Below are 23,786 nucleotides of genomic sequence, written 5' to 3'. Positions count from 1 at the left end.
CGCTCAGGGCGCGACGAGGTCGACGACCGTCTCGTCGTCGACGACGACGTTGTACGCGCCCTCGTCCTCGTTCCAGAGCACGAGCCCGTTCTCGACGAAGACGACCGACCCGTAGCCGGCCTCGCGGAGGTCGCGGTTCAGCGCCGTTTCGCGGGTACAGACGAGGTAGTGGTCCGTCGCCTGCGATCCGTCGCCGATGCGGTACAGCGCGTTGTCGCCTTCGCTTAAGTCGTGGCTCAGCTTCACCGCGAGCAGGTTCACCCGGTCGGTGACGTGGCGCTCCGACTGGGCCATGCGCGCGCACCGCTCCGCGCTCGCCTCGACGTCGACGCGCCGTTTGCCGTCCGAACGGAGGATCGAGTACGCGAACTGGACGTCGACGTTGACGAACTCGCCCGGCTCGTCGGTCTCCCCGCGCGCCGTCGCCTCGTCGAGCCGGCGCTGGAACGGCGGGACCGCGAGGTCGGCGGCGACGTCGAACGACCAGCCCGGGTCGCTCGGGACCGCGTCGGGCCACAGCCGGAGCGCGGGCGCGTATATCTCGGCGTCGCGCCCGGGGTCGCCGCCGCCGGGCCCCTCGCCGTCTCCCGCGACGAGCGCGCGCTCTATCTGACGGAGCCCGATCGCGGTGTTCCGGTCGGCGGGCGCGAACGCGACGAGGCTGCCGTCAGGCGCGAGCGCGTCGAGCGCGGCGCCCGCGACCGCGACGGGGTCGTCGAGTTCAGAGAGGACGTTGCCGAAGACGACGAGGTCGAAGGAGTCGTCGGCCACGGAGGCAGATTCCTCTTTCTCGTCGAGCCCGAGGAACGCCTCCGCCGTCGCCTCGTGGACCGTCGTCCGGAAGTTGCGGCCGGTCTCCTCTAACATCCGGTCGAGGACGTCGGTCGCGGCGCTCGGCTCGACCGCGTGGTAGTCGACGACGGCGTCGTCGGGGAGGTAGTCGTGGAGACCGAGCGCGGGACCACCGACGCCCGCGCCCACGTCGAGGACGCGGAGCGTCCGGTCGAGCAGGCCGTTCTCGGTCAGGTCGTCGAGGACGTAGCCGACCGTCGCGTAGTACGCCGGCAGGTGGTATATCGCGTAGCCGAGCGCCGCGACGCGGTCGTACTCGACCTCGTTCTCGTAGAGGTAGTCGGTCTTCAGCCGGCGGACGCGCTCGCGGAGCTCGTCGCCGGAGTCGCCGCGGTGCCAGTTCGCGCCGTACTCGCGGACGAGCAGGTCCTCGACCGCGAACGCGTACGTCTCCGGCAGCGCCTCGGGCGACCAGCCCGGCGGGTCGACGGGCGACTCCTCGACGGGGACGAAGGCGCCGTCCTCGCGCTCGCGGAGCCGGAGGTCGAACGCCTCCTCGCGGAGCGTCTCGCGGACGACCGCCGGGTGCGGGGTCCCCTCGATGTACTCCGCTATCTCCTCGGGGTCGATCGGTCTGACGTTGCGCAGGTAGTTCGCGTTGTTCCGGACCGCGGTTCTGTCGATCATTGGATTTTCGTCTGCCTCGCGTCGTCTCACTCCAGCCGCTCCCGCCCCTCGCGGTCGCCGCGGGCGCGCTCGTAGAGGGCGGCGAACGCCTCGTCGTCCGCGTCCGCGATCGCCGCCGCGGCGTCGGCCACGTCCTCGGCCCCGTCGAAGGCGCGCTGTATCTCGGCGTACACCGCGGGCGACCCCTCGGTGACGGTGTCCGCGACCTCGTCGAGCGCGGCCGAGACGGGCGTGTGGAACTCCTCGCGGACCGGCCCGGCGGCGAGCCGCCACGCGAGCACCGCGGCGTGGGCGCCCGCCTGAACGGTCTCCATCGCCTCGTCGTGCTCCTCGGCGGTCGTCTCGAACACGTCGTTGCCGCCGGCCTCGACCGCGGCCGAGAGGGAGTCGACCAGCGGGCCGCCCTCGTCGACGACGACCGCGACGTTGCCCGGGACGCGCGGCGGCGCGAAGAGCGGGTGGTAGCTCGCCCGTTCGAGGTCGGAGGCGTGCTCGCGCATCGCGGCGACCGCGTCGGTCATCTCGCCCGAGACGTCGACTATCGCCCGCTCCGCCCGGGGCGCGTACGCCTCGACCGCCGCGGGCACCGCCGACATCGGCACCGCGAGGCAGACCGCGTCGTGAGTGGTGTCGCCGTCGGCGTCAACCGTCCGCGCGTCGCGGTCCGCCGCGGCGTCGGCCGCGACGGCCGGGTCGCGGTCGACGAACGCGACGCTCGCGTCGACCGGCGCGGCGTCGACCGAGACGGTGTCAGCGACCCAGCGCCCGATCTCACCGGCGCCGACGACGAGGAGGTCCATCGGTTACGGAAACGGAGGTGACGCGCCGGTTAAAAGGACTCGCCTCGGGACCGAGGGGTGAGACGGTCCCCTCGCCGCCCTCGTTCGCCCCTCCCGACCCGTCACTCCGCGCGTCCCTCCGCGCCGAGCCGGTTGATCACTCCCGCGCCGGGGGAGATCGACCGGACCGCCGGCAGCAGCGCGATCGCGATCGCCAGCTCCAGCCCGCCGACCGCGAGGAACGCGGGCGTGTAGCCGAACGCGCCCGTGGCGCTTCCGCCGATGAGAAAGCCCGTAAGGAAGCCGAGCGAGCCGAACACGTTGAACAGGCCCATCGCCGCGCCGCGCGCCTCCGGCTCGACGAGGTCGGTGACGAGCGCCATCGTCGCCGGCGCCATCAGCGCGCCGCAGACGCCGACCAGCACCATCAGCCCCGCGGCGATCGGGTACGCCGGCGCGACGCCGACGCCGATCGTGGCGACGCCGTACGCGAGCGACCCCGCCACCACGGGAAGGAAGCGACCGATCCGGTCCGAGAGCGCGCCGAGGGGAGACTGGAGCAGCGCGAACGGGACGAAAAAGAGCGCGAGCGTCGCGCCCGCGCCGGCCGCCGACAGCCCGAACGTCGCCGGGTCTTGGAAGTAGTAGACGCCGACGAGGGCGAAGAATCCCGCGGTGAGGCGGTCGACGAAGCCGAACGCGAGGGGGACGAGGAGGCCGGGCGTCGTCCGGGCGCGGGCGAGCACGTCGCGGAACCCGACGTCGTCGGTCGCCTCCGCGTCACCTCCGTCACCCGTCGAGACCGGCGCCGCCCGGTCGTCGACCGTCGCCGCGAGCAGCCCCGCCGCGGCCAGCACGGCCGCGCCGGCGTACACCGGGTAGAGCGCGTCGAGGTCGGCAAGCGACCCGCCGACGACCGAGCCGACCGCGGCGCCGAGTCCGATCGCGAGCCCCGCGGTCCCCATGTTGCGGCCGTTGCCGCCGCGGAGGTCCATCAGAAGGGTGATCGAAAGCGAGAACGCGCCGATGGTGAGCGCGCCACCGACGACCCTGACGAGGAGTGCGGCCTCGAATCCGAGACCCAGCCCCGGCAGCGACGCCAGCGCGACGTAGGAGGCGGCGCCGCCGAACGCGCCGGCGACGACGAGGGGGACCCGCGTTCCGAGCGCGTCCGAGAGCGCCCCCCAGACGACGGCGAACGTCACGAACGCGCCGAACTCCGCGACGAGGAACCACATGCCGGCGTCGATGCCCGCCGGCGCGCCGAGCGCGACGACGAGGTCGGGCACGCCGGGGTAGAGGAGGACCTGCGAGATCAGTACCGCGAGGACGACGCCCCCGAGCCGACGGCGGTCACCGGCGTCGGTCTCGGCCGCGAGGGACGGGTCGCCGTCGACAGCGGCGTCGCCGCCGCCGGAGGGACCGGGTTCGACGGTGGGGTCGGCGTCGCTCATCTACTTATAAAACGGGTCGAACGGGCAAAAGATCGACGCTCCGGGAAGCGGCGTCCGGCGACCGAGACGGGGCGCCGCCCGGGTTCGGTCGATGTCGTCGCGCGTCAGAGCTCGGCGTCGATCGCCGCGGCGATCGACTCGGCGGCGTATCCGCCCTCGACCGGGCTTCCGTTCACGAAGATCGCCGGCGTTCCGGAAACGCCCATCGACTCCCCCTCCGACTTGTCGCTCTGACTCGCCTCCTCGTACGCGGTGAACTCCGCGTCGGAGAGGACCGCGCAGGGGTCGGCGCCGCCCGGCATGGTGTCTACGCTGCTGCCGTCGCCGTAGACGCCCTGCGACTCGTAGGCGGCCGAGGCGAACTCGAAGAACGCCTCGTCGCCGTGGCGGTCCCCCACGCCGCGGGCCGCGCTGGCGATCGGGACCGCCCACTGCTCGTCGACGGGGAGCGGGAAGTCCCAGTGCTCGTAGTGGACGTCGCCGGGCTCGATGTAGTCTTCGCGGATCGTCGGGAAGTGTTCGAGCTTGTACGTCGCACAGTGGCCACAGGTGAAGTCCTCGAACGCCCGAACCGTCACGTCGGCGTCGGGATTCCCGAGGGTCGGTCGATAGTCGAGGTCCGGATCGCTCGGCTCCGTCAGGTCACAGTCGTACGCCCCGGCGTCGAAGCTCAGTCCGCCGCTCCCGCCGTTTCCGCCGCCGAGACACCCCGCCGCGCCGACGACGCCGACCGACGCCGCGCCCGCGAGCAGGGACCGCCGCGTGCGTTCCATACCGCTCGCTGGGGCCGGCGCGCACTTAACGACTCCGCGACCCGTCGGGGGCCGGAAACGGGGAGCGGTCCCGCTCCCGAACGCTTTTGCCGCCGCCTGTCGACCCCCACGTATGAGCGACTGGGACCTCGACCTGCGGGACGCCGAGGCGAAGATGGACGAGGCGTTCGCGGCGGCGGGCGACGTCGTCCTCGGCGTCTTGGACGGCACGACCGACCCGGAGGAGTGGGTCCGCAGCGTCGACTACGGGAACACGCTGGTGCTGTCGATCGAGGGCGACCTCAACGAGCTTGCCGCCGGCTTCGCGCGCGACGTGAAGGAGATGGACGGCGAGCTGATGCACTTCCGCGGCTTCCTCGTGGTGACCCCGCCGGGCGTGAGCATCGACACCGACCGCCTGAGCGATCCCGGCGCAGACGGGGAAGGCGTCGAGGCGGACGATCCCGGCACGGACGACGCGACAGCGGCGGACGGCCCTGCCGACGTGGCGGCGCCGGCCGACGACGAGAACGGCGGCAACGAGAACTGAGCGGGCGTTTCCTCGCCGGAAGGCCGAGCGGACCGGTACTGCCTACCCCTCACCGACCATTCGGTCTTCCTCGTCCCACTCGCGTTCGCGCAGTTCGTACTTCTGTATCTTCCCGGTCGCGGTGGTGGGGAGCTCCGCGACGAACTCCACCTCGCCGGGCGTCTTGTAGTCGGCCACGCGCTCGCGGACGAACGCCTTGAGCTCCTCGGGCGTCGCGCCCGCGTCCTCCGGGTCCCCGCTCTCGGGGACGACGAACGCCTTGGGCGTCTCGCCCCACCGCTCGTCGGGCGCGGGGATGACGGCGACGTCGGAGACGGCGTCGTGCTCGAAGAGGGTGTCCTCCAGTTCGATCGAGGAGATGTTCTCCCCGCCGGAGATGATGATGTCCTTTTTGCGGTCTTGGATCGAGACGAAGCCGTCCTCGTCGACGACCGCCAGGTCGCCCATGTGGTAGTACCCCTCCAGCCGCTCCGAGAACGCCTCCTCGGTGGCCTCGGGCTTGTTCCAGTAGCGGTCCATCACCTGGTTGCCGCGGACGACGATCTCGCCTATCGTCTCGCCGTCGGCGGCCACGTCCTCGCCGTTCTCGTCGACGACGCGCACGTCGGTCCCGAGGTAGCCGATCCCCTGCGTCTTCTTCACCGCGAACCGGTCGTCGGCCCCCTCGTCGAAGTGGCGCTTCGCGTCCGAGGTGGTGATCAGCGGTCCGGTCTCGGTCGCGCCGTACACGTGTTTGAGGTCCCAGCCGAACTCCTCCTCGACGGTGCGGATCGTCGCCTCCGGCGGCGCCGCGCCCGCGGTGGCGACGCGCACGTCGTTGTCGCCGGTCGTCTCCCCGCCGTGCTCGGCGTAGTGGTCACCGAGCATGTTGAGGACGGTCGGCGCCGCACAGAAGTACGACACGTCCTCGCCGCGGATCCGGTCGAACGTCTCCGCGACGTCGACCCCGCGGGTACAGACGTGCCGGGCGCCCGCCCCCGTGATCGCGTAGATGTGTCCCCACCCGTTGACGTGGAACATCGGCAGCGTCCAGAGGTACACGTCGTCGTCGGTGATCTCCTGATGGATGGAGATGAGGTACGCGTGGAGCGTCTCGGCGCGATGGGTCCGGCAGACCCCCTTCGGGTCGCCGGTGGTCCCCGAGGTGTAGTTGATCGTGATCACCTCGTCTTCGTCCATCTCCGGTCGCTCGTAGGCGTCGGGGTCGGCGTCGTCGAGCGCGTCGTCGAACGACTCCCAGTCGCCCTCGACCGCGTCCGCGTCGTTCGTGAGGAACGTCTCGGTGGGGACCTCGTCGCGGACCGCCTCGACGTTCGCGGCGTACTCGGCGTCGGCGTAGATGGCGTCGACGCCGGCGTCCGAGAGCATGTACGAGAAGTCGTCGGGCGTGAGCCGGTAGTTCAGCGGCGCGTGGATAGCGCCGACCTGCATCGCGCCGTAGGCGGCCTCCAGGTGGTAGTGCGTGTTCGGGTCCAACACCGCGACCCGGTCGCCCTTCTCTATCCCGCGCGCCTGAAGCGCCGCGGAGAAGCGGTCGGCGCGCTCGCCCAGTTCCGCGTACGTGTATCGCGTCCCGTCGACCGCGAGAACGGCCTCCTCGTCGGCGTAGTGGCGTCGCGCCCGGTCCAGAAAGTCCGTGGTCAACAGCGGCTTGTGCATCATCCTTCACTATCGATGATGGGTGAAATCGTTTGCGGCCGACGCAAGGGAGGGGTGAGCGCGGGACCCTTTTCAGGGTCGGTCGCAGAGGGATCGGAGATGAGCGACGAGTCCGGCGGGTCGGCGTTCTCCGAGGGGTACGTGATTCCGATCGCGGGGCTGCTGTCGTTCGCCTTCGCGCTGATGGCGGGGCTCACCGCGCAGCGGGCGCTCTCCGGCGATCCGGCCGACGTCGCCGTGCCGGTCGGCTTCGCCGCCGTCGCGGTCATCGCGCTGCGGCTGCGGATCAAAGCGATCGCGGCGCGGTCGGGAGACGACGGAGACGCGAGCCGGAAGTGACCGCCCGTGCGGTCGCCCGCCGCGGCCGATACGGCCGGCTGCCGGGTCGACCGACGCGGACGGGGAGGGCGGACTGACCGGGTGCCGTCGCGGGAGAGGCGACCGCGGTGAACGCGTGGACGAATCGCACACGGGCGGCGGGATCAGAACCCTTAACAGTCGCACGCGGTTTTGCTACGATAGCGGGATGGGATAGCCAGGAGATTCCGCCGGGCTCATAACCCGGAGATCGGTAGTTCAAATCTACCTCCCGCTATCTGTTGTCGACGACGCTAAACGCCGAGCGCAGCGAGGCGTGAGCGCCGTCGTCGGCGAGATAGCCCCGGGAGAGGTTTGAACCAGGAAACGAAGCGGCGCGGAGTGACCGTGGTTCAGATCTACCTCCCGCTCCTTCTGGCCGACTGCTACCCTCCTAGCCTCGCCTCTGTCTTCCGGAGTCGTCGCCACCGAACCCGGAAGCGATTTCCGTCGCGCTGTCGTTTCCTCCCGTATGGATTACGAATCGAGCCTCGACCGCGCGATGGAGGAGGTGCCGGACCTCGGCGGCTCCGACGAACGCTTGTCGGTTCCGGACCCGGAATGGCAGAAAGACGGGGCGTTCACCCGGCTGACCAACCTCTCGGGGATCGCGGACGCCCTAAGCCGCGACCCCGAACACGTCCACTCGAAGATCCAACAGGAGCTCGGGACGGCCGGCCAGTACGAGGACGGCCGCGCACGATACAGCGGGAACTTCCGCGAGCGCGACTTCCAGGCCGCGATCGACTCGTACATCGAGTCGTTCGTCACCTGCTCCGAGTGCGGGCTCCCCGACACGCGGCTGGAGACCGAAAACCGGACGCCGATGCTCCGCTGTGAGGCCTGCGGGGCGTTCCGGCCCGTCGCCAAGCAGAACACCTCGAACACCCAGCGGCAGGAGGACGCCGTCGAGTCGGGCAACACGTACGAACTCGAGATCGTCGGCACCGGCCGCAAGGGCGACGGGGTGGCCGAGCGCGGCGAGTACACCATCTTCGTCCCCGGCGCACAGGAGGGCGAGACCGTGACGGCGTACATCAAGAACGTCTCCGGCAACCTCGCGTTCGCCCGCCGAGAGGACTGACTCGGCACCGACGGAAGCCGGCCGCGGCGTTCCGCTACCCGACCGTTTATCGGCGTCTTCGTTCATCGTGAGGTATGGCCACGCGACTCCCCGAGTCGGCCTTCGCGGACCGGCTCGCCGCGGTCCGAGACCGGCTCGCAGCGACCGACGCCGACGCCGCGACGTGGGTCGGCGCGACGTCTATCGAGTACCTCACCGGGTTCCATCACATCCAGACGGAGCGCCCGGTCGTCCTCGCGGTCACAGACGACCGCGTCGAGATCACCGTCCCCCGCCTGGAGGTCGAGCGCGTCTCCCCCAACCCGCGGATCGACGCCGTCAACGACTACTTCGACTACCCCGGCGGCGAGCCGGTCTCGGTGGCGGTCGAGATGCTCGACGGTCTCGGCGCCGACGCGATCGCCGCCGACGCCGACGGGCCGCCGGGCGTGATGGGGTACGAGGGGCCCGCGTTCTCCGAGTCGCTCGACGTCGAGACGCAGTCGTGGGTCGACCGGATGCGCTGGGCGAAGTCCGACGCGGAGGTCGACCTGATCCGCGAGTCCGCGAAGTGGGCGAACCTCGGGCACCGCTACCTCGCGGACTTCTCCGAGCCGGGCGCGCACCCGGCGACCGTCTCGCAGCGGGCGTCGACCGAGGCGTCTCGCGCCATGCTCGACACGCTCGGGGACGCCTACAGCGTCCGCGTCCGCGGCGACGGGCCGGTCCACGCCGGCTACATCTCCGGCGAGGAGACCGCGCTCCCGCACGGGCACACCCCGAACGAGCGGCTCTCCGAGGGCGACGTGCTGGTCACCGGCGCGACCGCGAACGTCGACGGCTACCGCTCCGAGTTGGAGCGGACGATGTTCGTCGGGGACTACTCCGACGAGCAGGAGCACTACTTCGGGCTAATGCTGGAGGCGCAGACGCTCGCGATCGACGCGTTAGGGCCGGGCGTGCCGGTCGCGGAGGTCGACCGCGTCGTCTGGGAGTACTTCGAAGAGCAGGGCGTGACGGACCTCGCGCAACACCACGTCGGCCACAACATCGGGCTGGGCGGCCACGAGCCGCCGTACATCGACCGCGGCTGGGGCGAGCGCTACGACGGCGACGACGCCGTGATGGCGCCCGGGCACGTGTACACGATCGAACCCGGACTCTACACCGACGAGTACGGGTACCGCCACTCCGACACGGTCGCTATCACCGAGTCGGGAACGGAACAGCTCACCAACTTCCCGCGGGACATCGACTCGAACGTGGTCTGAACGCAGCGTCGGCCGACCGCACCGTCGGCTGAACGCGGGGCGACTCGCCGGCGTCGTCGCCCGGGCCGATCGTCACTCCACCCGATCGACGGCGACGCGGTGCCCGGTCTCGTCGACGTGCTCGCGCCGGAGCGCGTCGGCGTCGTCCGGCGCGTCGCACAGGTGTTCGACCGAGCACTCGCGGCAGACGAGGTGATACCGTTCGTTCCGAGAGACGGCGTCCATACGTTCGACACGTGGTATACCCGTATAGTTACAAGCCGCCTACCGGCGAGTAACGCGCCGTTATCCGGCGGCAGGCGGACCCGCCGTCACTCGCTCGTTGCCGGGGACCGCGACTCGAATCGGTCCAGCGCCACCTCCAGCATGTCCGGGCTCACCGGCTGGTACTCATTCCGCTCGTGTTCGGGTAGGTACTCCCGGACCCCGTTCCACGAGTCGCGGGCGTACCGGGCGTCGAGGAGGACGCGGACGCCGCGCTCGTCCGGCCCGCGGATGACGCGGCCGACCGCCTGCCGCGCCTTCCGCACGGCGGGGACGGTGAGGGCCGTCTCGAACCCCGACTCGAACCGGCGGTCGTAGGCCGTGATCACCGCGCGGGTCTGCGGCCGCGCCGTGTTGATGATCGGGACGCCGCAGACGACGGCGGCCGAGAGGCGGTCGCCGCGGTAGTCGACGCCCTCCGTGAGGGTGCCGCGGAGGCTCGTCACCAACACCTTCCCGTCGCCGGCGAAGAAGTCGTCCTTCAGCGACTCGGTCTCGCGGTCGCCCGAGGACTCGTCTAAGAGGACCGGCTTGTCGAGCCGCTCCGAGAGCGACTCGGCCATCCACGTCGCCTCGGCGTAACTCGGGGTCCCGACGAGGACGTTGCCCTCGCGGCGCGCGACCGCGGCGGTCGCGTCAAGGTGCGCGAGCCGCGTCGGGTTCTCCTCGCCGGGCGCGCCGCGGTTCTGGTGGGTGAACTTCGGCGCGTCGACCGCGAGGCTGGCCCGGTTCCCCTCTGGGAAAGAGAGGCCGTACGTCCGCTCGACGACCGGACGGCCGCGTTCTTCGAGGTGATCGAGCCCGGTGACCTCCCGGAACAGGTCCATGGGCTCCAGCGTCGCGCTCATGAGGACGCCGCCGCCAAACGACGCGAGTCGGTCGCCTATCGGCTCGCTCGGCAGGCAGTTGTGGAGCGCGAGGCGCGCGTTGTACGCCCGCCGCCACGAGTCCGGCGGCTCCGTCTCGTCGAACGTGCGTTCGAGTTCGATCGCCCGGAAGAAGTCGGTGTGGCCCTCGCGGTACCAGGCGTTGAGGGTGCGGCCGACGCCGGGCGCCGCGCGCTGTTTGTCCTCGTCTTCCAGCGAGTCGAGGACGCGCCCGACGACCGCGCCGACCTGTTCGGCGCGCGCCCAGACGCGCTCGCCGTACCCCTCGTCGTCGGCCCACGCCGTGACCTCGTCTTCGCTCGGCTCCTCGGGGTCGCGGAGGGGGATCTCCGTATCGTCGAGGTCGCGCATCGACGCCCGCCAGTCCGGGCGCTCGCGGTCGAGGTGCGCGGTCACGCGCCGGTCGAGCTCGCCGCGGAGGTCGGCGTAGAACTCGCGGACCGCCTCGATCTCTTCGACGGTCACGTCCGCGTCCTCCAGTTCGCCGCGGACCACGGCGGCGTCGTCGGACTCCGCGCCCGCCGACTCGAAGGAGAGCGGCTGGACGACGCGGGTGAGCTCGTTCTCGGCGTCGCGGAGGCTGGCGTCCGCGACCGCGTCGCTCACGAGGTCGCGCACGCGGGGTTCGAGCATGTGCGCCTCGTCGCAGACGACGAACGTCGAGTCGTCCAGCAGCGCGCCGGTGAACGTGCCGGTCGTCACCGGGTCGAAGGCGTGGTAGTAGTTGCCGATGACGACCTCGACCTCCGGGACGAGCGCGCCCATGATCGAGTGGGGACAGGAGCCGTGGCCCGCGGCGAGCCGGACGAGTTCGTCGGCGTCGACGTGACCGAGTTCGGCCACGTCGAACGGGACCGCCTCCGCGGGGTCGCCGTCCTCCGGGAGGTCGTCGAGGAAGCCGGCGTAGAACGGACAGAACTCGACGTCGTCGTACTCCTCGGTGTCGGGGCGGTACGGGGTCGGCTCCCCGTCAACGGAGAGGTAGTCGGCGGCGCCGGACTCATCCGCCGACGGGCCGGCGTCGGCACCCGAGTCCATCAGCCCGACCTGCTGGCTCCGCGCCTCGCTCACGAGGTTCGAGGTCGTCGTCGCCCCGCCGTCGCCCACGAGGTTGCGGGTGCGCTCGCGGAGCCCCTCGCAGCGCTCGTACACGTTCTCGCGGTCGATCCCGCCGCGGTTCTCCCGCGCGTACGGGCAGACGTCCGCCTTCCCGACGAGCGTGAGTCCGGAGACGGGGTCGTACTCCTCCGGGAGGTCGTCGTTTATCGTCCGCAGGTCCGTCTCGAACTGGCGCAGCTGCTGTTTGACGCTGGTGAGGACGAAGACGCGCTCGAACTCGGAGTCCGGGTCGCGGACGCGGTCGAGGCCGGCGGTGAGCGCGAGCATCGTCTTCCCCGTCCCGCAGGCGCCCTCCAGCGCGAGGAAGCCGCCGTCCTCGGCCGCGTCGACGGCGGCGTCGATGCCGTCGGCCTGCTCGGGGTAGGGTTCGGGATGGCCGAAGAAGTCGGCCCACGGGGGCGAGTCGGTCACGGGAGCGAGTTACGCCCCATCCGATTTAAACGCTTCATCGGCGGCAGCGGGCCGGGGTCGGCGCCGCCGACGCGTCGCTGCCGGACGGCGCGGCGACGGGGACGAGCCGGTCTCAGTCGACGATGTCGTGGAGGTCGGACAGGTTCTCTATCTCCCAGGTCGGCCAGACGTTCAGCTCCCAGTCGCGGCGGTGAGGACGGCGGATGAACGCCGAGTCGATCCCCGCGTTCTCGGCCGCGCGGACGTCGGACTCGTTGTCCCCGACGAACAAGGCGTTACCCGCGTCGAGGTCACCGAGCGCCTGCTCGATGTAGTGCGGGTTCGGCTTGCGGAGCTGGAGCGAGTGGATCGTCGGCTCGCGGCCGTAGGCGGCGCCCATCCGGTCGAACCCGTCGAAGTGGTCGACGAGGAAGTCGACGGTCGCCTGCTGGTTCGAGGAGACGATTCCCATCTCGACGTCGAGGTCCTGTAGCTCGTCGAGGTCGTCGTATGGGGTCTTGCGCCCCTCGCGGGCCTCCTGCTGTTGGGCGCGCGACACCACGTCGTCGCGCGTCCGCCAGAACGACCCCGGGTCGAGGTCGTACGTCTGACAGACGGTGCCGACGCTACCGGGGGTCGCACCGATGGTCATCTGCTCTACGTCGTCCGGATCGGGCTCCTCGACGCCGCACTCCTCGAACGCGTTCCGGGTCGCATCCCGGAGCACGTCGAAGCGCGTGCGGCCCACGAGGACACCGTCGTTGTCGAACACGACGGTATCGTACGTCATAGGCTCCATTCACGGCGGGCGGGGATAAGGGTTTCAGTGACGGTCTCAGCGGCGAGAATCGACGCGAGGCGACGTTTCAGCCGATATCGACGCATCAACCGGTCGGTTTTACCAGCCGCGGCGCCGCGAAGCATCCATGCGCGTCAGCGTCATCGGCGGGAGTTCGATCGGTCCAGAGACGGCGGCGGCCGCGGAGGCCCTCGGCGAACGGCTCGCGGAGCGGGGTCACGTCGTCGTCTGCGGCGGTCTCGGCGGCGTCATGGAAGCGGTCTGCCGCGGCGCCCGAGGAGCCGGCGGGGAGACGATCGGAATATTGCCGACGGGCGACCGGAGCGACGCGAACCCGCACGTCACGATCCCCGTCGCGACGGGGATGGGCCACGCGCGCAACGCGCTCGTCGTCATGAACGGCGACGCCGCGGTCGCGGTCAACGGCGCGAGCGGCACGCTCTCGGAGATCGGGCTCGCGCTCGCGCAGGGTCGCCCCGTGGCGGGGCTGGACACGCACGACGTCGACGGCGTCGAGGCCGTCGACTCGCCCGCGGCGGCCGTGGAGTACGTGGAGCGAGCCGCCGGTCGCGGCGGCGGGGTCGACTGACCCGGGAGTCAAGGGGTTTCGCGTCGGCTCAGTCGAGCCGATCGTTCGCGATCTCGGTGCCCTCGACGAGCGCCTCCAGTTTCGCCCACGCGATCTCGGGGTCGACCATGCCGATGCCGGCCTGCGTGCCGAACCCGCAGTCGGGGGCGGCGACGAGCGGGGTCCCGTCGTCGACGGCGTCCGCGACGCGCTCCAAGCGGTCCGCGACCGTTTCGGGGTGGTCGATGATGTTCGTCTTCACGTCGACGACGCCGGGGATGAGCGTCCAGCCGTCGGGGAGCGGGTGCTCCGCGAACGCGCGGTGCTCGTGTTGGTGGCGCGGGTTCGCCTGCTCGACGCTGAGTCCGGTGATGTCCGCCTCGTAGATCAGCGGGAGCATCTCCGCGAGCTCGGTGTCGAAGTGGTGGGGCCCCTCGTAGCTGCCCCAGCAGGTGTGGAGCCGGACCTGCTCGGCGGGCACGTTCGCGAGCGCCTCGTTGAGCGCCTCGACGTGGAGCCGCGTCGCGTCCTTCGCGGCCGCCAGCGGCTCGTCCGCGTACGCCGCGGTGTGGCCGACGGTCAGCAGCTCCGGGGCGTCGATCTGGAGGGTAAGCCCGGCGTCAGCGACGAGTTCGTACTCCGTCTTCATCGCCTCGGCCACCGCGAACAGGAACTCCTCGTAGTCGTCGTAGTAGTCGTCGACGTGGGTCGCGGTGACGACGCTCGGCGACGCCGCGGTCATGAACGCGTCGTCGACGTCGCGGTCCGCGACTGCGAGTGCGTCGGTGAAGCCGTCGACCTCCGCCTGCGCCTCCTCGCGGCCCGTGTACTCGACCGCCTCGGCCACGACCGGGTGCATCGAGAGGTCGATCACGTCGGTCTTGAACGTCTCCTCGGCGTAGGACGGGAACTCCTGGAGGTCGGCCCACAGCTCCGTCTCCCGCTTCCCGTCGATGCCGCTGAGCCGGTCCGCGACGTACCAGTTGAACGAGACGCGGGACTGCTCGCCGTTGTTGATCGAGTCGAGACCGGTCTCGACCTGTCGGTCGACGACGTCGCGGGTCGCGTCCGCGACCGTCTCGTTCCACTCGTCCGGGTCGACCGTCTCCCCGTCCTGACGGCGGGTGAGCAGGTCGAGCAGTTCCGGCGGTCGCGGCAGGCTACCGACGTGCGTGGTGGAGATGTGGCCGTCGTTCGTCGTCATCGATCGGGATTACGGGACGCACTCCGAAAAGGGCGGAGGATCCGGCGGGGTCGGCGCGATCGGGTTGCGGTCTGTCTCGATCTCCGAGCCGCGCTCCCGGGCGGGAACGACCGGTAATTAGATGTAATTAAGATTTATCAGTCCGGAGCAGGACGGATCCGTCAATGAGCGACTACACCACGATTTCTCTGCGGAAAGAGTTCGTCGCGGACGTCGAGGAGTACATCGAAGACGAGCCGTTCGGCTCGGTCAAGGAGTTCGTGAAGCACGTCGTCGTCCAGGAGATGGAGTCCGATGAAGGGGTCTCCGAGGCGGAAGCGAGACAGATCGCTCAGAAGCTCCGGGACTTGGGGTACATGGAATGAGCGGGCGGCATCCGGGGGTCGGGTCGGCTAATTCCGGCGGGATCGAGCGCGCCGACCTCATCCTGCTCGCGATCCCGCTCGCGTTCTGCGCCGTGTACGCCGTCGGGTCGCTCCTCGCTCAGGGGTACGCGGTGCCCGTCGCCGGCGCGTCGCTCGCGGCCGCGGTCCTCGTGGTCGACGGACTGTTCTGGCACCCGCCGAACGAGGCGTGACATCGGTTCCGGGTCAGATGACCACTGATCCTTCGGAGAACACCTCCAAAGCCCAGCCTCGTCGCCGGACTCCGTCCGGCTGTAAGCGAGAGCTCCGCTCTCGGCCTGTCAGTCGCCCTCGCTCCGCGTCGGGCGACTGACTCCAGCGAGGGACCTTCGGTCCCGGTTCGCGGTCAAGAGGCCGCTCGCAGGCACGCGCCACCGTCTACCTTTATAAGTGAACGTCGCTGCCGCTCACGGCTATTTAAATATCGTTTCACAGCGACCGATTCGAGTGATCCACTCCCGCTAGCTCACCGCTATTTCTGCGCCGACCGAAACGGAAGCAACGCGTCTCGCCTTCTGAAGACTTCAACGGAGCCGAAAAGGCGATCCCTCGCTTTCGCGCCGCCCTACCAGGTGTCGTGGAACGTGTCGAACTCGATCGAGTCGAGCGGCTTCTCACCGATGGCGGCCTCGTACTCGCCCGGCGTTAACATTGGCTTGTGGAACCGCGGGCCGTCGTCGGTCGTGATCCGCGGGCAGCCGGTGTTCACGAACGCGTCCATGTCGAAGTTCCGCAGGCGGTCCGGCGTCACCTCGTCCATCGTGATCAGGTAGGCGTTCTCGTTGTTGTCGACGATCTCCTGGGCCTTCTCCCACCGGCCTTGCCCGATCTTCGTACAGAAGATGACGCCCCACTTCTCGGCGTCCATCGCCTTGTGAACCGCAGCGTAGCGCTGCTTGAGGAACTGGTCGTGTTCCGCGATCGACACCGCGTTGTTGACCGGGTCCGCGATGACGACGCGCTTGTCCGGGTGTTCCATCGCGAGCCCGACCGGGTGGAACTTCCCGCCGCCGACGTACAGCACCTGCTCGGCGTCGATGTCCGCGGAGGCGTAGTTACAGCCGAGCACCTGCCCCTCCTTCGTGAGGCGGTCGTCGCCGCGTCGGGTGTGGACCTCGTAGCCGCGCTCTTCGAGCCAGTCGGTCATCTCCTCGAAGCGGTTCATGTGTTGGGCCGTCGTGACGAGGCCCACGTCGGCGTCCTCCTCGGGGGGCGTTAGCTCCTCTTCGAGCGCGTCCTCCATGATCGGGAAGGGGTCGACGTTCGAGAAGAGGGGGACGTAGACGATGCTGTCGGACTCCTTCATCGGCGTGTGACCGAAGTGGACGAACACGTCCGTCCGGCGCATCAGGTACGTGTCGAGGTCGCAGGCGCCGTAGCAGGGCTGTCCAGAGAGCATGAACGTCACGTCGTCGGGCGCGACCTCGCGGAGGTCGTCCGCGACCTTCGGCCCGCGGCGCTTGAGTCCCTCGGGGAACTGGAGGCCGACCTTGGAGGCGTCGCGCTCCTCGATGGCCTCTAAGATCCGGTCGAGTTCGTAGTCCCACTCGCGGTCGTGTTTCAGGGCCATGCCCGTCTTCGTCAGGTCGCCCTCCGTGGAGCCGCTCATGTGAGCCGGATTGTGCGGCAGGACGGTTAAACGGCGCGTTCGGAGACGGATGGTGTAACCGCTCCCGGTTACCAGTATCGGGTCGACGGTGTTCGCTCGCGCCGAGCGTCCTCGTGTGCCTGCCGCGGCCGACGGAGCTAACCGCCGCCCTCGCCAACCGCGCACCGATGACCGACATTCCGCTCGAACACGTTCACGTCGCGCCCGACGAGGGGTTTGACGGCGAGCCGGCGCCGGCCGTCTTCGTCCTCCACGGTCGCGGCGCCGACGAGGAGGACCTGCTCCCGGTCGCCGCCGAGTTGCCGGACGAACTCCACGTCGTCAGCCTCCGCGCGCCGGACCCGCTTCAAGGCGGGTACACGTGGTACGAACTCGACCTCTCCGCCGGCGGGTTGGAGTCGAGCCAGCCCGACGCCGACGACTTCCGGCGGAGCCTCGACCTGATAGTCGAGAGCGTCGAGGCGGCGGTTGACGCCTACGGACTCGACGCCGACCGGGTCGGGCTGCTCGGGTTCAGCCAGGGCGCGATCACGAGCCTCTCGCTCTTGCTGGAAGACCCCGACCGCTACGCGTGGGTCGTCGCGCTCCACGGCTATCTCCCGGAGTCGCACGCGGACCTCGATCCGGACGGTATCGCGGGCAAGCCCGTCTTCGTCGGCGCCGGCGCGGGCGACCGCGTGATCCCCGAGTCGCGGACGACGGCGGCCGTCGAGCGGCTCGAAGCCGTCGACGCCGTCGTCACCCACGGCAGCTTCCCGGGGGGCCACGGTATCGGTCCGAAAGAGCTCGACGCGGTCATCGAGTTCGTCGAGTCGCGGTAGAGAGTGGAGGCCGACCCGACCCCCGGCTCCGGCAGGTTCAAACGGCTCGGTCACCACGCTCAGGTATGAGCGTCGAACAGGTCTCCATCGAAGACCTCGGCCGAGAGCTCGGCGACCGGATCGCCGAAACCCCGGAGTACGAGCGGTTCGAAGAGGCGAGAGCGGCGGTCCAGCGCGACGAGGCGGTCCAAGAGCGGATCGACGAGTTCGAGCAGCTGCGCGCGGAGTTCATGCAGGCCCGCCAGACCGGGCAGGCGACGAACGAGGGGCTTCAGCGCGTCCAAGAGGCGCAAGACGAGCTCCACTCGATGCCCGTGATGAGCGAGTACCTCGACGCGCAAGACGAGCTCGAGGACACCCTCGAAGCCGTCAACGAGGCGATTTCCGAGCCGCTCGCCGTCGACTTCGGCGGCGAGGCCGGCGGCTGCTGTCAGGAGTAAACTACCCCACCCTACTCGCTCACGGCGTTTCCGTTCGCTTCGTTGAGGGTGGGGCTTTCGCGTGGACTCCCGTTCTGGCCATCGCTGGCAGGCTCGTAATCACCGTTCACGTTCAACGTCCCGCGATTCAAGCGCACGTTTACGGGTGCGCCTCCGCTCGACGACGTTTGCGCCGAGCGGAGATGCTTCAGACCGATGTTTTTTGCTGCGTTGTAGTCCGCGTGGGGAGTGTATCCGCACTTCAGGCACTCGAATACGTCCTGTCCGTCCGAGGTCGGGCGGTTGTTTTCGTGAGTGAACCCGCACTTGGAACACCGCTGGGAGGTGTAGGCGGGACTCACCTGCTCGACCGAGATGCCGACGACTTCGGCTTTGTACTCGACGTACTCGAACAGACGTTGGAACGCCCACGCGTGGAACTTCTTGGCGTTCGGCATCCGCTCACGAATTCCCGTCAGGTTCTCGAATGCGATCACGTCACAGTCGTGTTCGACGGCTTCTGCGACGAGTTCCTTCGAGACTGTGTGTAAGAAGTGATCGTAGCGTCCCGTCTCTGTGCGTCCGACCGACTGGATGGTTTCGTGAGCCGCCCGCGTCCCGCGCTGTTGGAGCGATCCGCGTCGCTTCTCGAACTCGCGGTGCCAGTGGTTCAGCTCTGCCCCGTTCCAGAACGTGCCTGTTGAAGTGACGGCGATGTTTTCGATGCCGAGGTCAACGCCGAGGACTGTGCTGTGCTCGGCGTTGCCGTCGTCGGCAGTCTCGGACTCCACGTCGGCCTTAGTGCGGACGTGAAGGTAGAACTCGCCGTCGCGGTAGTGGAGTTCCGCGCCCGTCACTTCGTAGTCGTCGTTGAACAGGTACTCCGAGTGGGGTGTCTCGCGGTTATCGTCTGGCAGGACGTACTCGGCCGTGATTCGGCCTTCGACGGTTGAGAGCGTCGCGTGATCGTCGTTGAACGTCGCACAGCGTTTGTCGTAGACGAGTGTGGGGGCGGAAAAGGATGGTTTCCCTGCGTAGTCGCCTTGTTTCCAGCGGGCAACGACGCTTTGGACGGCGTCGGCGGCCTTGTTGCGAGCGTTCTGAACGAGATTCGCTTGTAAACGCGTCTCAGCCCGCACGTCGTCGTAGGTTTCACGTTGGAGTTCGGCCTTGCTCGTCGTTTTATACTCGCCTTGCCAGGCGTGGTCGACCACGTAGTTGGCGGCCCACAGGAACTCGGAGATGGTTTCATGGAGGAGATCAGCGTCGCTGTCGGCCATATCGAGCTTGACTGGCACGGTGCGCCGTACCTCCATCCGTACTTCAGATGTATTTCTTACTTTTTATATTAGTAACGGTTCGGTGGGGACCAGTCAGCGATCGAACGAGGAGCCTGCCATCACATGTCGATTTCCTCGCCGACCTACTCGCTCCCTTCCGTCGCTCCTTGAGGTCGGGAGCTCCATCTTGAATTGTGCTGACCGCGATCCGCATCCGCCGCCACGGTGAGCTGAACACCGTACCGTCCGGCGACCGCGGCCGACTCCTTATACCGGATGCCGACCCACGCCCGACGTGATAGCCGTCGCCGGCGGGAAGGGCGGAAGCGGAAAGACCACGACCACCCTCGGGCTCGCCCGCGCGCTCTCGCGGCGCGGCGCCCCCGTCGTCGCGGCCGACGCCGACTGGGACCTGCCGAACCTCGCGCGGTTGGCCGCGGAGACCGCGGCGGACCGCGTGCCCGCCGGAACCGGACTGCGGGCCGCCGAGGAAGACGGTCGGACGGTCCTCGACGCGGCCCGCGGGACCGAGCGGGTGCGTCCCGACCGCTCCGAGCCGACGGTCCTCGCGGCCCCCGACTCGCCGCGGTCCGTGGACGCGCACGCGACGTTCGACGCGCTCGACGCCGCGACGCCGAACGACGCGCCGGTGTTGCTCGACTGTCCGGCCGGCGCGTCGCCGGACGTGGCCGCGCCCCTGCGGGCGGCCGACCGCGCGCTGATCGCGACGCCGCTCAGGCGAGCCGCGCTCCGCGACGCGGCGAAGACGGCGGCGATCGCCAGCCGTCTCGGCTGTCCACCGGTCGGCGCGGTCGTGATCGGTGAGACGAGCGTGCCGGACCGGGTGGCGGCGCTGCTCGGCTGTCCCCTCCTCGGGAGCGTCCCGGACGGCGGGGCGGCCCCGCTCTCCGACTCGGCGGTCCGAAGCGCGTACGACGATATCGCCCGCCGCCTCGGAGAGACCGAGGCCGCGGCGGCATGGACGGTCGCGTGAGTCGGAGCGTCGCGTGAGAATCACGGCTGCGGACGGCCCGGGAACGGCGGACTGCGGGGCCGCGGCCGGGCGAGAGGGGCGCCATCGACAGACCCAAGCGTCCACAGGCGGCAGCGATCGTATGGAGACGCTTCCGACCGGGATCTCGGTGCTGGACCGACAGTTCGGCGGCGGAATCCCGAGCGGTAGCGTCGTCGTGTTGAAGGCGAACCCCGACAGCCAGTCCGAACTCATCCTGGACCGGTTCGCTCGGATCCGGCGGTGCCGCTACCTCACGACCGTCCGGTCCGCCGAGGCGGTGGAGTCGGCCCTCAGTCTCGACGGGGACGAGGAGACGACCGTCGAGGCGACGCAGGACGCCGGGGACCTCCACGAGGCGGCGTCGTTGATCGACGACCTCTCGGAGGGAGAGACCCTCATCGTCGACTCCGTGGAGCCGCTGGAGGACGGGGCGTCCCCGTCGGCGTACGCCGAGTTCCTCGACGGGGTCAGGTCCCGCGTCGACGCCGCCGGGGGCGTCGCGCTGCTCCACGCGCTTCGCGGCGGCGAAGACCCTCAGACGAGGCGGATCACGGAGCAGGTCGCGGACGTCGTGTTCGACCTCCGAACCACGGTCACCGGGACCGAGATCGCGAACCGCCTCATCGTTCCCAAGTTCCGTGGGGGCGCCGCCCTCGAAGAGCCGCTGAAGCTGAAGCTCACCGACACGGTCGCCGTCGACACGAGCCGCGACATCGCCTGACCCGGCCCGACGCGCTCGCAGTCGGCTCGGTTCCCGAGTCAGAACACGGCGGAGACGCCGATCACGACGACACCTGCGACGACGGCCGCGACCGCCCAGTTCCGCGCGGTGTCGACGGCCCCGTACGGCCCGCCCTTCCGCGAGAAGAGGTACAGCGCGTACACGGCGAGCGGCGCCAGCGTCGGGAGCGTCGCGACCGAGACGACACCGGTGAAACTCGACAGCAGCGCGAGCGCGACCGTCGTCGCGCCCGCGACCGCGGCGACGAGCGCGTCCTCGCGTGCCCGTTCGATCTCCATACCCAGTCTGGACGCGCCGGCGGGCAAAAGGGATCTGTTCGGCGGTCGAAGCGGTCGCTACACGCGGCGTGAAAAACGGAAGAATCCGCGGACCGGCGGCGGAAAGAGCGGCCGGTTACTCCTCGTCGATCTCGTCGACGATCTCGTCGGCGTCGACGTCGACGTCTTCGAGCGCCTCCTCGATGTCGACGTCGCCGGCGCCGCCGCCCATGCCGCCCATCATGCCGCCGAGACCGCCCATGCCGCCGCCCTCGATGACCTCCTCGACGACCACGCGGTCGAGGTCGAGGCGGCTCATGAGGTCCTGCGCGATCTGCTGTTTCTGGAACATCCACTGCTGGTTCATCTGCATCGCCTGCGTCGCCGTGACGTAGAGCACGTCCTTCTCGACCTCCTCGGTCTCGACGGTCTCCTCGCCGTCGTCGTCCTCGGTGACGGTCTCCTCCTCCTCGGTGACCGTCTCGATGCGGACCTCCGGCGCCTCCTGGAGGTACATCCCGAGCATGCCGGCGGCCTGCTGCTCGCGGTCGTCGATCGCTTCGAGGATCTCGTACTCGTACTCGAGGTCCTCGCCGGCCAGCGGGTGGTTGAAGTCGACGCGGGCGCGGCCGCCGATGATCGTTTCGAGGTGGCCCTGCTGGTTGTCGATCTGGACCTGCGCCCCGGGGTAGCGGTCGTCCTCGGGGATCTTGTCGGCCTTGACCGTCTCGACCTCGTCGGGGTCGTACTCGCCGAAGGCGTCCTCGGCGGGGACGTCGACGGTGCCCTCGTCACCGACGGCGCCGCCGACGAACGCCTCCTCGACGGAGGGGAACACGTGGCCGGCGCCGAGCGCGATGATTCGCGGCTCGAAGTCGTACTCGTCGACGTCGATCTCGGCGTCCTCGGCCGTCTCCTTGTCGGTCGTGTCGATGACGCGACCGTCGTCGGCCGTTCGGATCGTGTACGCGACGCGGACGAAGTCGCCGTCTTCGAGTCCGTCGGCGTCGGTCTCGGTCTCTTCGGCCTCGTCGGCCGCGTCCGCTTGCTCCTGATCGCTCATACCTGAAGGTCACCTGTTACACCCTTAAGAAGCACGGTTCGGCCCGAAGGCCGCCGACGAGCGGGAAACAGCGGCGGTTTGGGCGCTGACGCGCCGCCCGCGGGTCGCGGCGGCCGTCCTCGGAGCGCGGTCCCGGGTCCCTTTTGAACGCCCCGAACGCACGCACCGCCATGTACGAAGTCGAGATCAAGGTCCCGGCCGGCCTCGACGCGACGCGGGAGCGGCTCCGCGAGGCCGGCGCCGAGCGCGTCGATTCCCGACTCCAGCGCGACACCTACTACGACGCGCCGCACCGCGAGTTCGCAGAGACGGACGAGGCGCTTCGGATCCGCCGCGAGACGCCGCTGGCGGAGGACGGTGGATCGGCGGCGGAGGACGGAGAGTCTACGGCGACGGTCACCTACAAGGGGCCGCTCCTCGAGGAGGCCTCAAAGACGCGCGCCGAACACGAGACGGGCGTCGACGACGGCGAGGCGCTCGCCGCGGCCCTCTCGGGGCTCGGCTTCGAGCCGGCCGCGACGGTCGAGAAGCGGCGGGAGTTCTGGTCGTACGACGGGTTCACGGTGACGCTCGACGCCGTCACCGGGTTAGACGAGTACGTCGAGATAGAGCGCGCCGTCGAGACGGAAGGCGAGGTCGACGCGGCCCGCGAGGCGGCGGTCGAGGCGCTCGGCCGCCTCGGCCTCGACGCGGACGACCAGGTCCGGACCTCCTACCTCGGGCTGTTGCTGGCCGCCGAAGGCGGGAGCTAGGCGTCGCCGTCTCAGTCTCTCCCTCCGTCCGCGTCGCCTTCCGGCCGCTTCTCGGAGAGCACCGTCCGCTCGAACTCGCAGACGAGGACGTCGTCGTCGCCGTCGACGATCTTGAACGCCTCCACGCGCATGGTGACGACGCCGCGTTCGCCGTCGCTCGTCTCCCGCTTGTCCGTGACCGTCGACCGCGCGCGGATAGTGTCGCCGTGGAACACCGGGTTCGGGTGCTCGACCTCGTCGTACGAGAGGTTCGCGACGATGGTCCCGTCGGTCGTCTCCGGGATGGAGACCCCGACCGCGAGCGACATCGTGTACAGCCCGTTCACCAGCCGCTCGCCGAACTGGGTCTCGCCCGCGAAGTCCGCGTCGAGGTGGAGCGGCTGCTGGTTCATCGTCATGTCGCAGAAGCGCTGGTTGTCGGCCTCGCTTATCGTCCGTCGCCTCTCGTGTTCGATCGTCTGGCCGACCTCGAACTCCTCGTAGTACAGTCCGGGCATGACGCGCCGGTCGCCCGGCGTCGTGAAATCGGTACCGCTCTTTACTGGAGGGCCGTTCGTGGTGACTCCCTCCGAAAGGCAGTCGGTCATTTACAAATGGCTGCCGGCCGATCGGCGGTGAGCACCGCCAAAGCCCCAGTCGTGAGGACGCCGCACGCTCGCCGCGCTCCTCGTCGCTCGTTCCACTCGCTCCTGCGGTGCTCGCGTCACCTGCGCCGTCCTCACGACTGCCCCTTTGAGTCCCACCCGCCCGCGACCGCACAGCACCTCACACCTCCCCAGCCTCGTCGGCCTCCCTGCGGTCGGCCGACTCCCTCGCGCGTGCCGACTCG

The 23,786-nt window shown here is 69.6% G+C and carries 26 protein-coding genes and 1 tRNA gene; 13 read left to right on the top strand and 14 right to left on the bottom strand.

Annotation, left to right across the window (positions count from 1 at the left end; genetic code table 11):
- Window positions 1-3 precede the first annotated feature (3 nt).
- The 4 genes from KI388_RS03270 to KI388_RS03255 form a co-directional block, all read right to left on the bottom strand.
- Entirely contained in the window at window positions 4-1,479 is a 1,476-nt protein-coding gene (locus tag KI388_RS03270) for a methyltransferase (protein ID WP_215087962.1), read from the bottom strand.
- 26 nt (window positions 1,480-1,505) lie between these two features.
- Window positions 1,506-2,279 (bottom strand): prephenate dehydrogenase/arogenate dehydrogenase family protein, encoded by a 774-nt coding sequence (locus KI388_RS03265; protein WP_215087961.1) that lies wholly within the window; start codon window positions 2,277-2,279, stop codon window positions 1,506-1,508.
- Between the two features lie 101 nt (window positions 2,280-2,380).
- Window positions 2,381-3,712 carry an MFS transporter gene (locus KI388_RS03260; RefSeq protein ID WP_215087960.1) on the bottom strand — a complete coding sequence of 444 codons (1,332 nt, stop codon included), beginning with the start codon at window positions 3,710-3,712 and terminating at the stop codon, window positions 2,381-2,383.
- 104 nt (window positions 3,713-3,816) lie between these two features.
- Window positions 3,817-4,485 (bottom strand): DsbA family protein, encoded by a 669-nt coding sequence (locus KI388_RS03255; protein WP_215087959.1) that lies wholly within the window; start codon window positions 4,483-4,485, stop codon window positions 3,817-3,819.
- A 112-nt stretch (window positions 4,486-4,597) separates the two neighbouring features.
- Here KI388_RS03255 and KI388_RS03250 point away from each other — a divergent pair, with 112 nt between their 5' ends.
- On the top strand, window positions 4,598-5,014 hold the full coding sequence (locus KI388_RS03250) for a DUF5779 family protein (RefSeq protein WP_251133194.1): 417 nt from the start codon (window positions 4,598-4,600) through the stop codon (window positions 5,012-5,014).
- A gap of 42 nt (window positions 5,015-5,056) precedes the next feature.
- Here KI388_RS03250 and KI388_RS03245 read toward each other — a convergent pair whose 3' ends face one another.
- A complete protein-coding gene (locus KI388_RS03245) occupies window positions 5,057-6,673 on the bottom strand; it encodes a long-chain-fatty-acid--CoA ligase (RefSeq protein ID WP_215087958.1) in 1,617 nt (538 codons plus the stop codon).
- Window positions 6,674-6,772: 99 nt separating this feature from the next.
- Here KI388_RS03245 and KI388_RS03240 point away from each other — a divergent pair, with 99 nt between their 5' ends.
- The 4 genes from KI388_RS03240 to KI388_RS03225 all read left to right on the top strand — a co-directional run bounded on the left by KI388_RS03240 (window position 6,773) and on the right by KI388_RS03225 (window position 9,364).
- On the top strand, window positions 6,773-7,012 hold the full coding sequence (locus tag KI388_RS03240) for a hypothetical protein (protein WP_215087957.1): 240 nt from the start codon (window positions 6,773-6,775) through the stop codon (window positions 7,010-7,012).
- A 181-nt stretch (window positions 7,013-7,193) separates the two neighbouring features.
- Window positions 7,194-7,268 (top strand) — tRNA-Met (locus tag KI388_RS03235).
- Window positions 7,269-7,502: 234 nt separating this feature from the next.
- Window positions 7,503-8,114 carry a translation initiation factor IF-2 subunit beta gene (locus KI388_RS03230; protein WP_215087956.1) on the top strand — a complete coding sequence of 204 codons (612 nt, stop codon included), beginning with the start codon at window positions 7,503-7,505 and terminating at the stop codon, window positions 8,112-8,114.
- A gap of 74 nt (window positions 8,115-8,188) precedes the next feature.
- Entirely contained in the window at window positions 8,189-9,364 is a 1,176-nt protein-coding gene (locus tag KI388_RS03225) for a Xaa-Pro peptidase family protein (protein WP_215087955.1), read from the top strand.
- Window positions 9,365-9,436: 72 nt separating this feature from the next.
- Here the strand turns inward: KI388_RS03225 and KI388_RS03220 are convergent, their stop codons facing one another.
- The 3 genes from KI388_RS03220 to KI388_RS03210 all read right to left on the bottom strand — a co-directional run bounded on the left by KI388_RS03220 (window position 9,437) and on the right by KI388_RS03210 (window position 12,814).
- Window positions 9,437-9,589, bottom strand: coding sequence for a hypothetical protein (locus tag KI388_RS03220; RefSeq protein WP_215087954.1), 153 nt, complete (start codon window positions 9,587-9,589; stop codon window positions 9,437-9,439).
- An 86-nt stretch (window positions 9,590-9,675) separates the two neighbouring features.
- Window positions 9,676-12,045, bottom strand: a complete 2,370-nt coding sequence (locus KI388_RS03215) for an ATP-dependent DNA helicase (RefSeq protein WP_215087953.1) — start codon at window positions 12,043-12,045, stop codon at window positions 9,676-9,678.
- A gap of 112 nt (window positions 12,046-12,157) precedes the next feature.
- Complete coding sequence (locus tag KI388_RS03210; RefSeq protein WP_215087952.1) at window positions 12,158-12,814, bottom strand: HAD family hydrolase; 657 nt, start codon at window positions 12,812-12,814, stop codon at window positions 12,158-12,160.
- A 136-nt stretch (window positions 12,815-12,950) separates the two neighbouring features.
- On the opposite strand from KI388_RS03210, the gene KI388_RS03205 reads away from it, so the two are divergent.
- Window positions 12,951-13,412: a TIGR00725 family protein gene (locus KI388_RS03205; RefSeq protein ID WP_215087951.1), complete on the top strand. Its 462-nt coding sequence runs from the start codon at window positions 12,951-12,953 to the stop codon at window positions 13,410-13,412.
- Between the two features lie 28 nt (window positions 13,413-13,440).
- Here KI388_RS03205 and KI388_RS03200 read toward each other — a convergent pair whose 3' ends face one another.
- Window positions 13,441-14,595: a cobalamin-independent methionine synthase II family protein gene (locus KI388_RS03200; protein WP_215087950.1), complete on the bottom strand. Its 1,155-nt coding sequence runs from the start codon at window positions 14,593-14,595 to the stop codon at window positions 13,441-13,443.
- Between the two features lie 164 nt (window positions 14,596-14,759).
- Between KI388_RS03200 and KI388_RS03195 the strand changes: the two genes are divergently transcribed.
- Window positions 14,760-14,960: a hypothetical protein gene (locus KI388_RS03195; protein WP_215087949.1), complete on the top strand. Its 201-nt coding sequence runs from the start codon at window positions 14,760-14,762 to the stop codon at window positions 14,958-14,960.
- Window positions 14,957-15,172, top strand: a complete 216-nt coding sequence (locus tag KI388_RS03190) for a hypothetical protein (RefSeq protein WP_215087948.1) — start codon at window positions 14,957-14,959, stop codon at window positions 15,170-15,172. The genes KI388_RS03195 and KI388_RS03190 overlap by 4 nt, the downstream gene beginning before the upstream one ends.
- A 392-nt stretch (window positions 15,173-15,564) precedes the next feature.
- On the opposite strand, the gene dph2 is transcribed toward KI388_RS03190, so the two are convergent.
- Window positions 15,565-16,608, bottom strand: coding sequence for a diphthamide biosynthesis enzyme Dph2 (dph2, locus tag KI388_RS03185; RefSeq protein ID WP_215087947.1), 1,044 nt, complete (start codon window positions 16,606-16,608; stop codon window positions 15,565-15,567).
- 167 nt (window positions 16,609-16,775) lie between these two features.
- On the opposite strand from dph2, the gene KI388_RS03180 reads away from it, so the two are divergent.
- Both KI388_RS03180 and KI388_RS03175 read left to right on the top strand, forming a co-directional pair.
- Window positions 16,776-17,429 (top strand): dienelactone hydrolase family protein, encoded by a 654-nt coding sequence (locus tag KI388_RS03180; RefSeq protein ID WP_215087946.1) that lies wholly within the window; start codon window positions 16,776-16,778, stop codon window positions 17,427-17,429.
- A gap of 65 nt (window positions 17,430-17,494) precedes the next feature.
- Window positions 17,495-17,869, top strand: a complete 375-nt coding sequence (locus KI388_RS03175; protein WP_215087945.1) for a YlbF family regulator — start codon at window positions 17,495-17,497, stop codon at window positions 17,867-17,869.
- An 11-nt stretch (window positions 17,870-17,880) separates the two neighbouring features.
- Here KI388_RS03175 and KI388_RS03170 read toward each other — a convergent pair whose 3' ends face one another.
- The gene (locus tag KI388_RS03170; RefSeq protein ID WP_215087944.1) at window positions 17,881-19,164 is read right to left on the bottom strand and encodes an RNA-guided endonuclease TnpB family protein; all 1,284 of its coding nucleotides are present in this window, start codon (window positions 19,162-19,164) and stop codon (window positions 17,881-17,883) included.
- A 259-nt stretch (window positions 19,165-19,423) separates the two neighbouring features.
- Here KI388_RS03170 and KI388_RS03165 point away from each other — a divergent pair, with 259 nt between their 5' ends.
- Entirely contained in the window at window positions 19,424-20,122 is a 699-nt protein-coding gene (locus tag KI388_RS03165; protein WP_215087943.1) for a P-loop NTPase, read from the top strand.
- A gap of 121 nt (window positions 20,123-20,243) precedes the next feature.
- Complete coding sequence (locus KI388_RS03160) at window positions 20,244-20,864, top strand: transcriptional regulator (protein WP_215087942.1); 621 nt, start codon at window positions 20,244-20,246, stop codon at window positions 20,862-20,864.
- A gap of 38 nt (window positions 20,865-20,902) precedes the next feature.
- On the opposite strand, the gene KI388_RS03155 is transcribed toward KI388_RS03160, so the two are convergent.
- On the bottom strand, window positions 20,903-21,163 hold the full coding sequence (locus tag KI388_RS03155; protein ID WP_215087941.1) for a hypothetical protein: 261 nt from the start codon (window positions 21,161-21,163) through the stop codon (window positions 20,903-20,905).
- 115 nt (window positions 21,164-21,278) lie between these two features.
- Entirely contained in the window at window positions 21,279-22,205 is a 927-nt protein-coding gene (locus KI388_RS03150) for a peptidylprolyl isomerase (protein ID WP_215087940.1), read from the bottom strand.
- Window positions 22,206-22,375: 170 nt separating this feature from the next.
- On the opposite strand from KI388_RS03150, the gene cyaB reads away from it, so the two are divergent.
- On the top strand, window positions 22,376-22,957 hold the full coding sequence (gene cyaB, locus KI388_RS03145) for a class IV adenylate cyclase (protein WP_215087939.1): 582 nt from the start codon (window positions 22,376-22,378) through the stop codon (window positions 22,955-22,957).
- A gap of 11 nt (window positions 22,958-22,968) precedes the next feature.
- Here the strand turns inward: cyaB and KI388_RS03140 are convergent, their stop codons facing one another.
- Entirely contained in the window at window positions 22,969-23,454 is a 486-nt protein-coding gene (locus KI388_RS03140) for a MaoC family dehydratase (RefSeq protein ID WP_215087938.1), read from the bottom strand.
- Window positions 23,455-23,786 lie beyond the last annotated feature (332 nt).

Source organism: Halorubrum sp. 2020YC2 (assembly GCF_018623055.1).
Taxonomy (GTDB): domain Archaea; phylum Halobacteriota; class Halobacteria; order Halobacteriales; family Haloferacaceae; genus Halorubrum.
This window is presented reverse-complemented; position numbering and strand designations above follow the sequence as displayed.

Excerpts from the sequence above, each read along its gene's own strand:
- KI388_RS03270 (WP_215087962.1), bottom strand. The coding sequence starts at position 1,479 with ATGATCGACAGAACCGCGGTCCGGAACAACGCGAACTACCTGCGCAAC.
- KI388_RS03265 (WP_215087961.1), bottom strand. The coding sequence starts at position 2,279 with ATGGACCTCCTCGTCGTCGGCGCCGGTGAGATCGGGCGCTGGGTCGCT.
- KI388_RS03260 (WP_215087960.1), bottom strand. The coding sequence starts at position 3,712 with ATGAGCGACGCCGACCCCACCGTCGAACCCGGTCCCTCCGGCGGCGGC.
- KI388_RS03255 (WP_215087959.1), bottom strand. The coding sequence starts at position 4,485 with ATGGAACGCACGCGGCGGTCCCTGCTCGCGGGCGCGGCGTCGGTCGGC.
- KI388_RS03250 (WP_251133194.1), top strand. The coding sequence starts at position 4,598 with ATGAGCGACTGGGACCTCGACCTGCGGGACGCCGAGGCGAAGATGGAC.
- KI388_RS03245 (WP_215087958.1), bottom strand. The coding sequence starts at position 6,673 with ATGCACAAGCCGCTGTTGACCACGGACTTTCTGGACCGGGCGCGACGC.
- KI388_RS03240 (WP_215087957.1), top strand. The coding sequence starts at position 6,773 with ATGAGCGACGAGTCCGGCGGGTCGGCGTTCTCCGAGGGGTACGTGATT.
- KI388_RS03230 (WP_215087956.1), top strand. The coding sequence starts at position 7,503 with ATGGATTACGAATCGAGCCTCGACCGCGCGATGGAGGAGGTGCCGGAC.
- KI388_RS03225 (WP_215087955.1), top strand. The coding sequence starts at position 8,189 with ATGGCCACGCGACTCCCCGAGTCGGCCTTCGCGGACCGGCTCGCCGCG.
- KI388_RS03220 (WP_215087954.1), bottom strand. The coding sequence starts at position 9,589 with ATGGACGCCGTCTCTCGGAACGAACGGTATCACCTCGTCTGCCGCGAG.
- KI388_RS03210 (WP_215087952.1), bottom strand. The coding sequence starts at position 12,814 with ATGACGTACGATACCGTCGTGTTCGACAACGACGGTGTCCTCGTGGGC.
- KI388_RS03205 (WP_215087951.1), top strand. The coding sequence starts at position 12,951 with ATGCGCGTCAGCGTCATCGGCGGGAGTTCGATCGGTCCAGAGACGGCG.
- KI388_RS03200 (WP_215087950.1), bottom strand. The coding sequence starts at position 14,595 with ATGACGACGAACGACGGCCACATCTCCACCACGCACGTCGGTAGCCTG.
- KI388_RS03195 (WP_215087949.1), top strand. The coding sequence starts at position 14,760 with ATGAGCGACTACACCACGATTTCTCTGCGGAAAGAGTTCGTCGCGGAC.
- KI388_RS03190 (WP_215087948.1), top strand. The coding sequence starts at position 14,957 with ATGAGCGGGCGGCATCCGGGGGTCGGGTCGGCTAATTCCGGCGGGATC.
- dph2 (WP_215087947.1), bottom strand. The coding sequence starts at position 16,608 with ATGAGCGGCTCCACGGAGGGCGACCTGACGAAGACGGGCATGGCCCTG.
- KI388_RS03180 (WP_215087946.1), top strand. The coding sequence starts at position 16,776 with ATGACCGACATTCCGCTCGAACACGTTCACGTCGCGCCCGACGAGGGG.
- KI388_RS03175 (WP_215087945.1), top strand. The coding sequence starts at position 17,495 with ATGAGCGTCGAACAGGTCTCCATCGAAGACCTCGGCCGAGAGCTCGGC.
- KI388_RS03170 (WP_215087944.1), bottom strand. The coding sequence starts at position 19,164 with ATGGAGGTACGGCGCACCGTGCCAGTCAAGCTCGATATGGCCGACAGC.
- KI388_RS03160 (WP_215087942.1), top strand. The coding sequence starts at position 20,244 with ATGGAGACGCTTCCGACCGGGATCTCGGTGCTGGACCGACAGTTCGGC.
- KI388_RS03155 (WP_215087941.1), bottom strand. The coding sequence starts at position 21,163 with ATGGAGATCGAACGGGCACGCGAGGACGCGCTCGTCGCCGCGGTCGCG.
- KI388_RS03150 (WP_215087940.1), bottom strand. The coding sequence starts at position 22,205 with ATGAGCGATCAGGAGCAAGCGGACGCGGCCGACGAGGCCGAAGAGACC.
- cyaB (WP_215087939.1), top strand. The coding sequence starts at position 22,376 with ATGTACGAAGTCGAGATCAAGGTCCCGGCCGGCCTCGACGCGACGCGG.
- KI388_RS03140 (WP_215087938.1), bottom strand. The coding sequence starts at position 23,454 with ATGCCCGGACTGTACTACGAGGAGTTCGAGGTCGGCCAGACGATCGAA.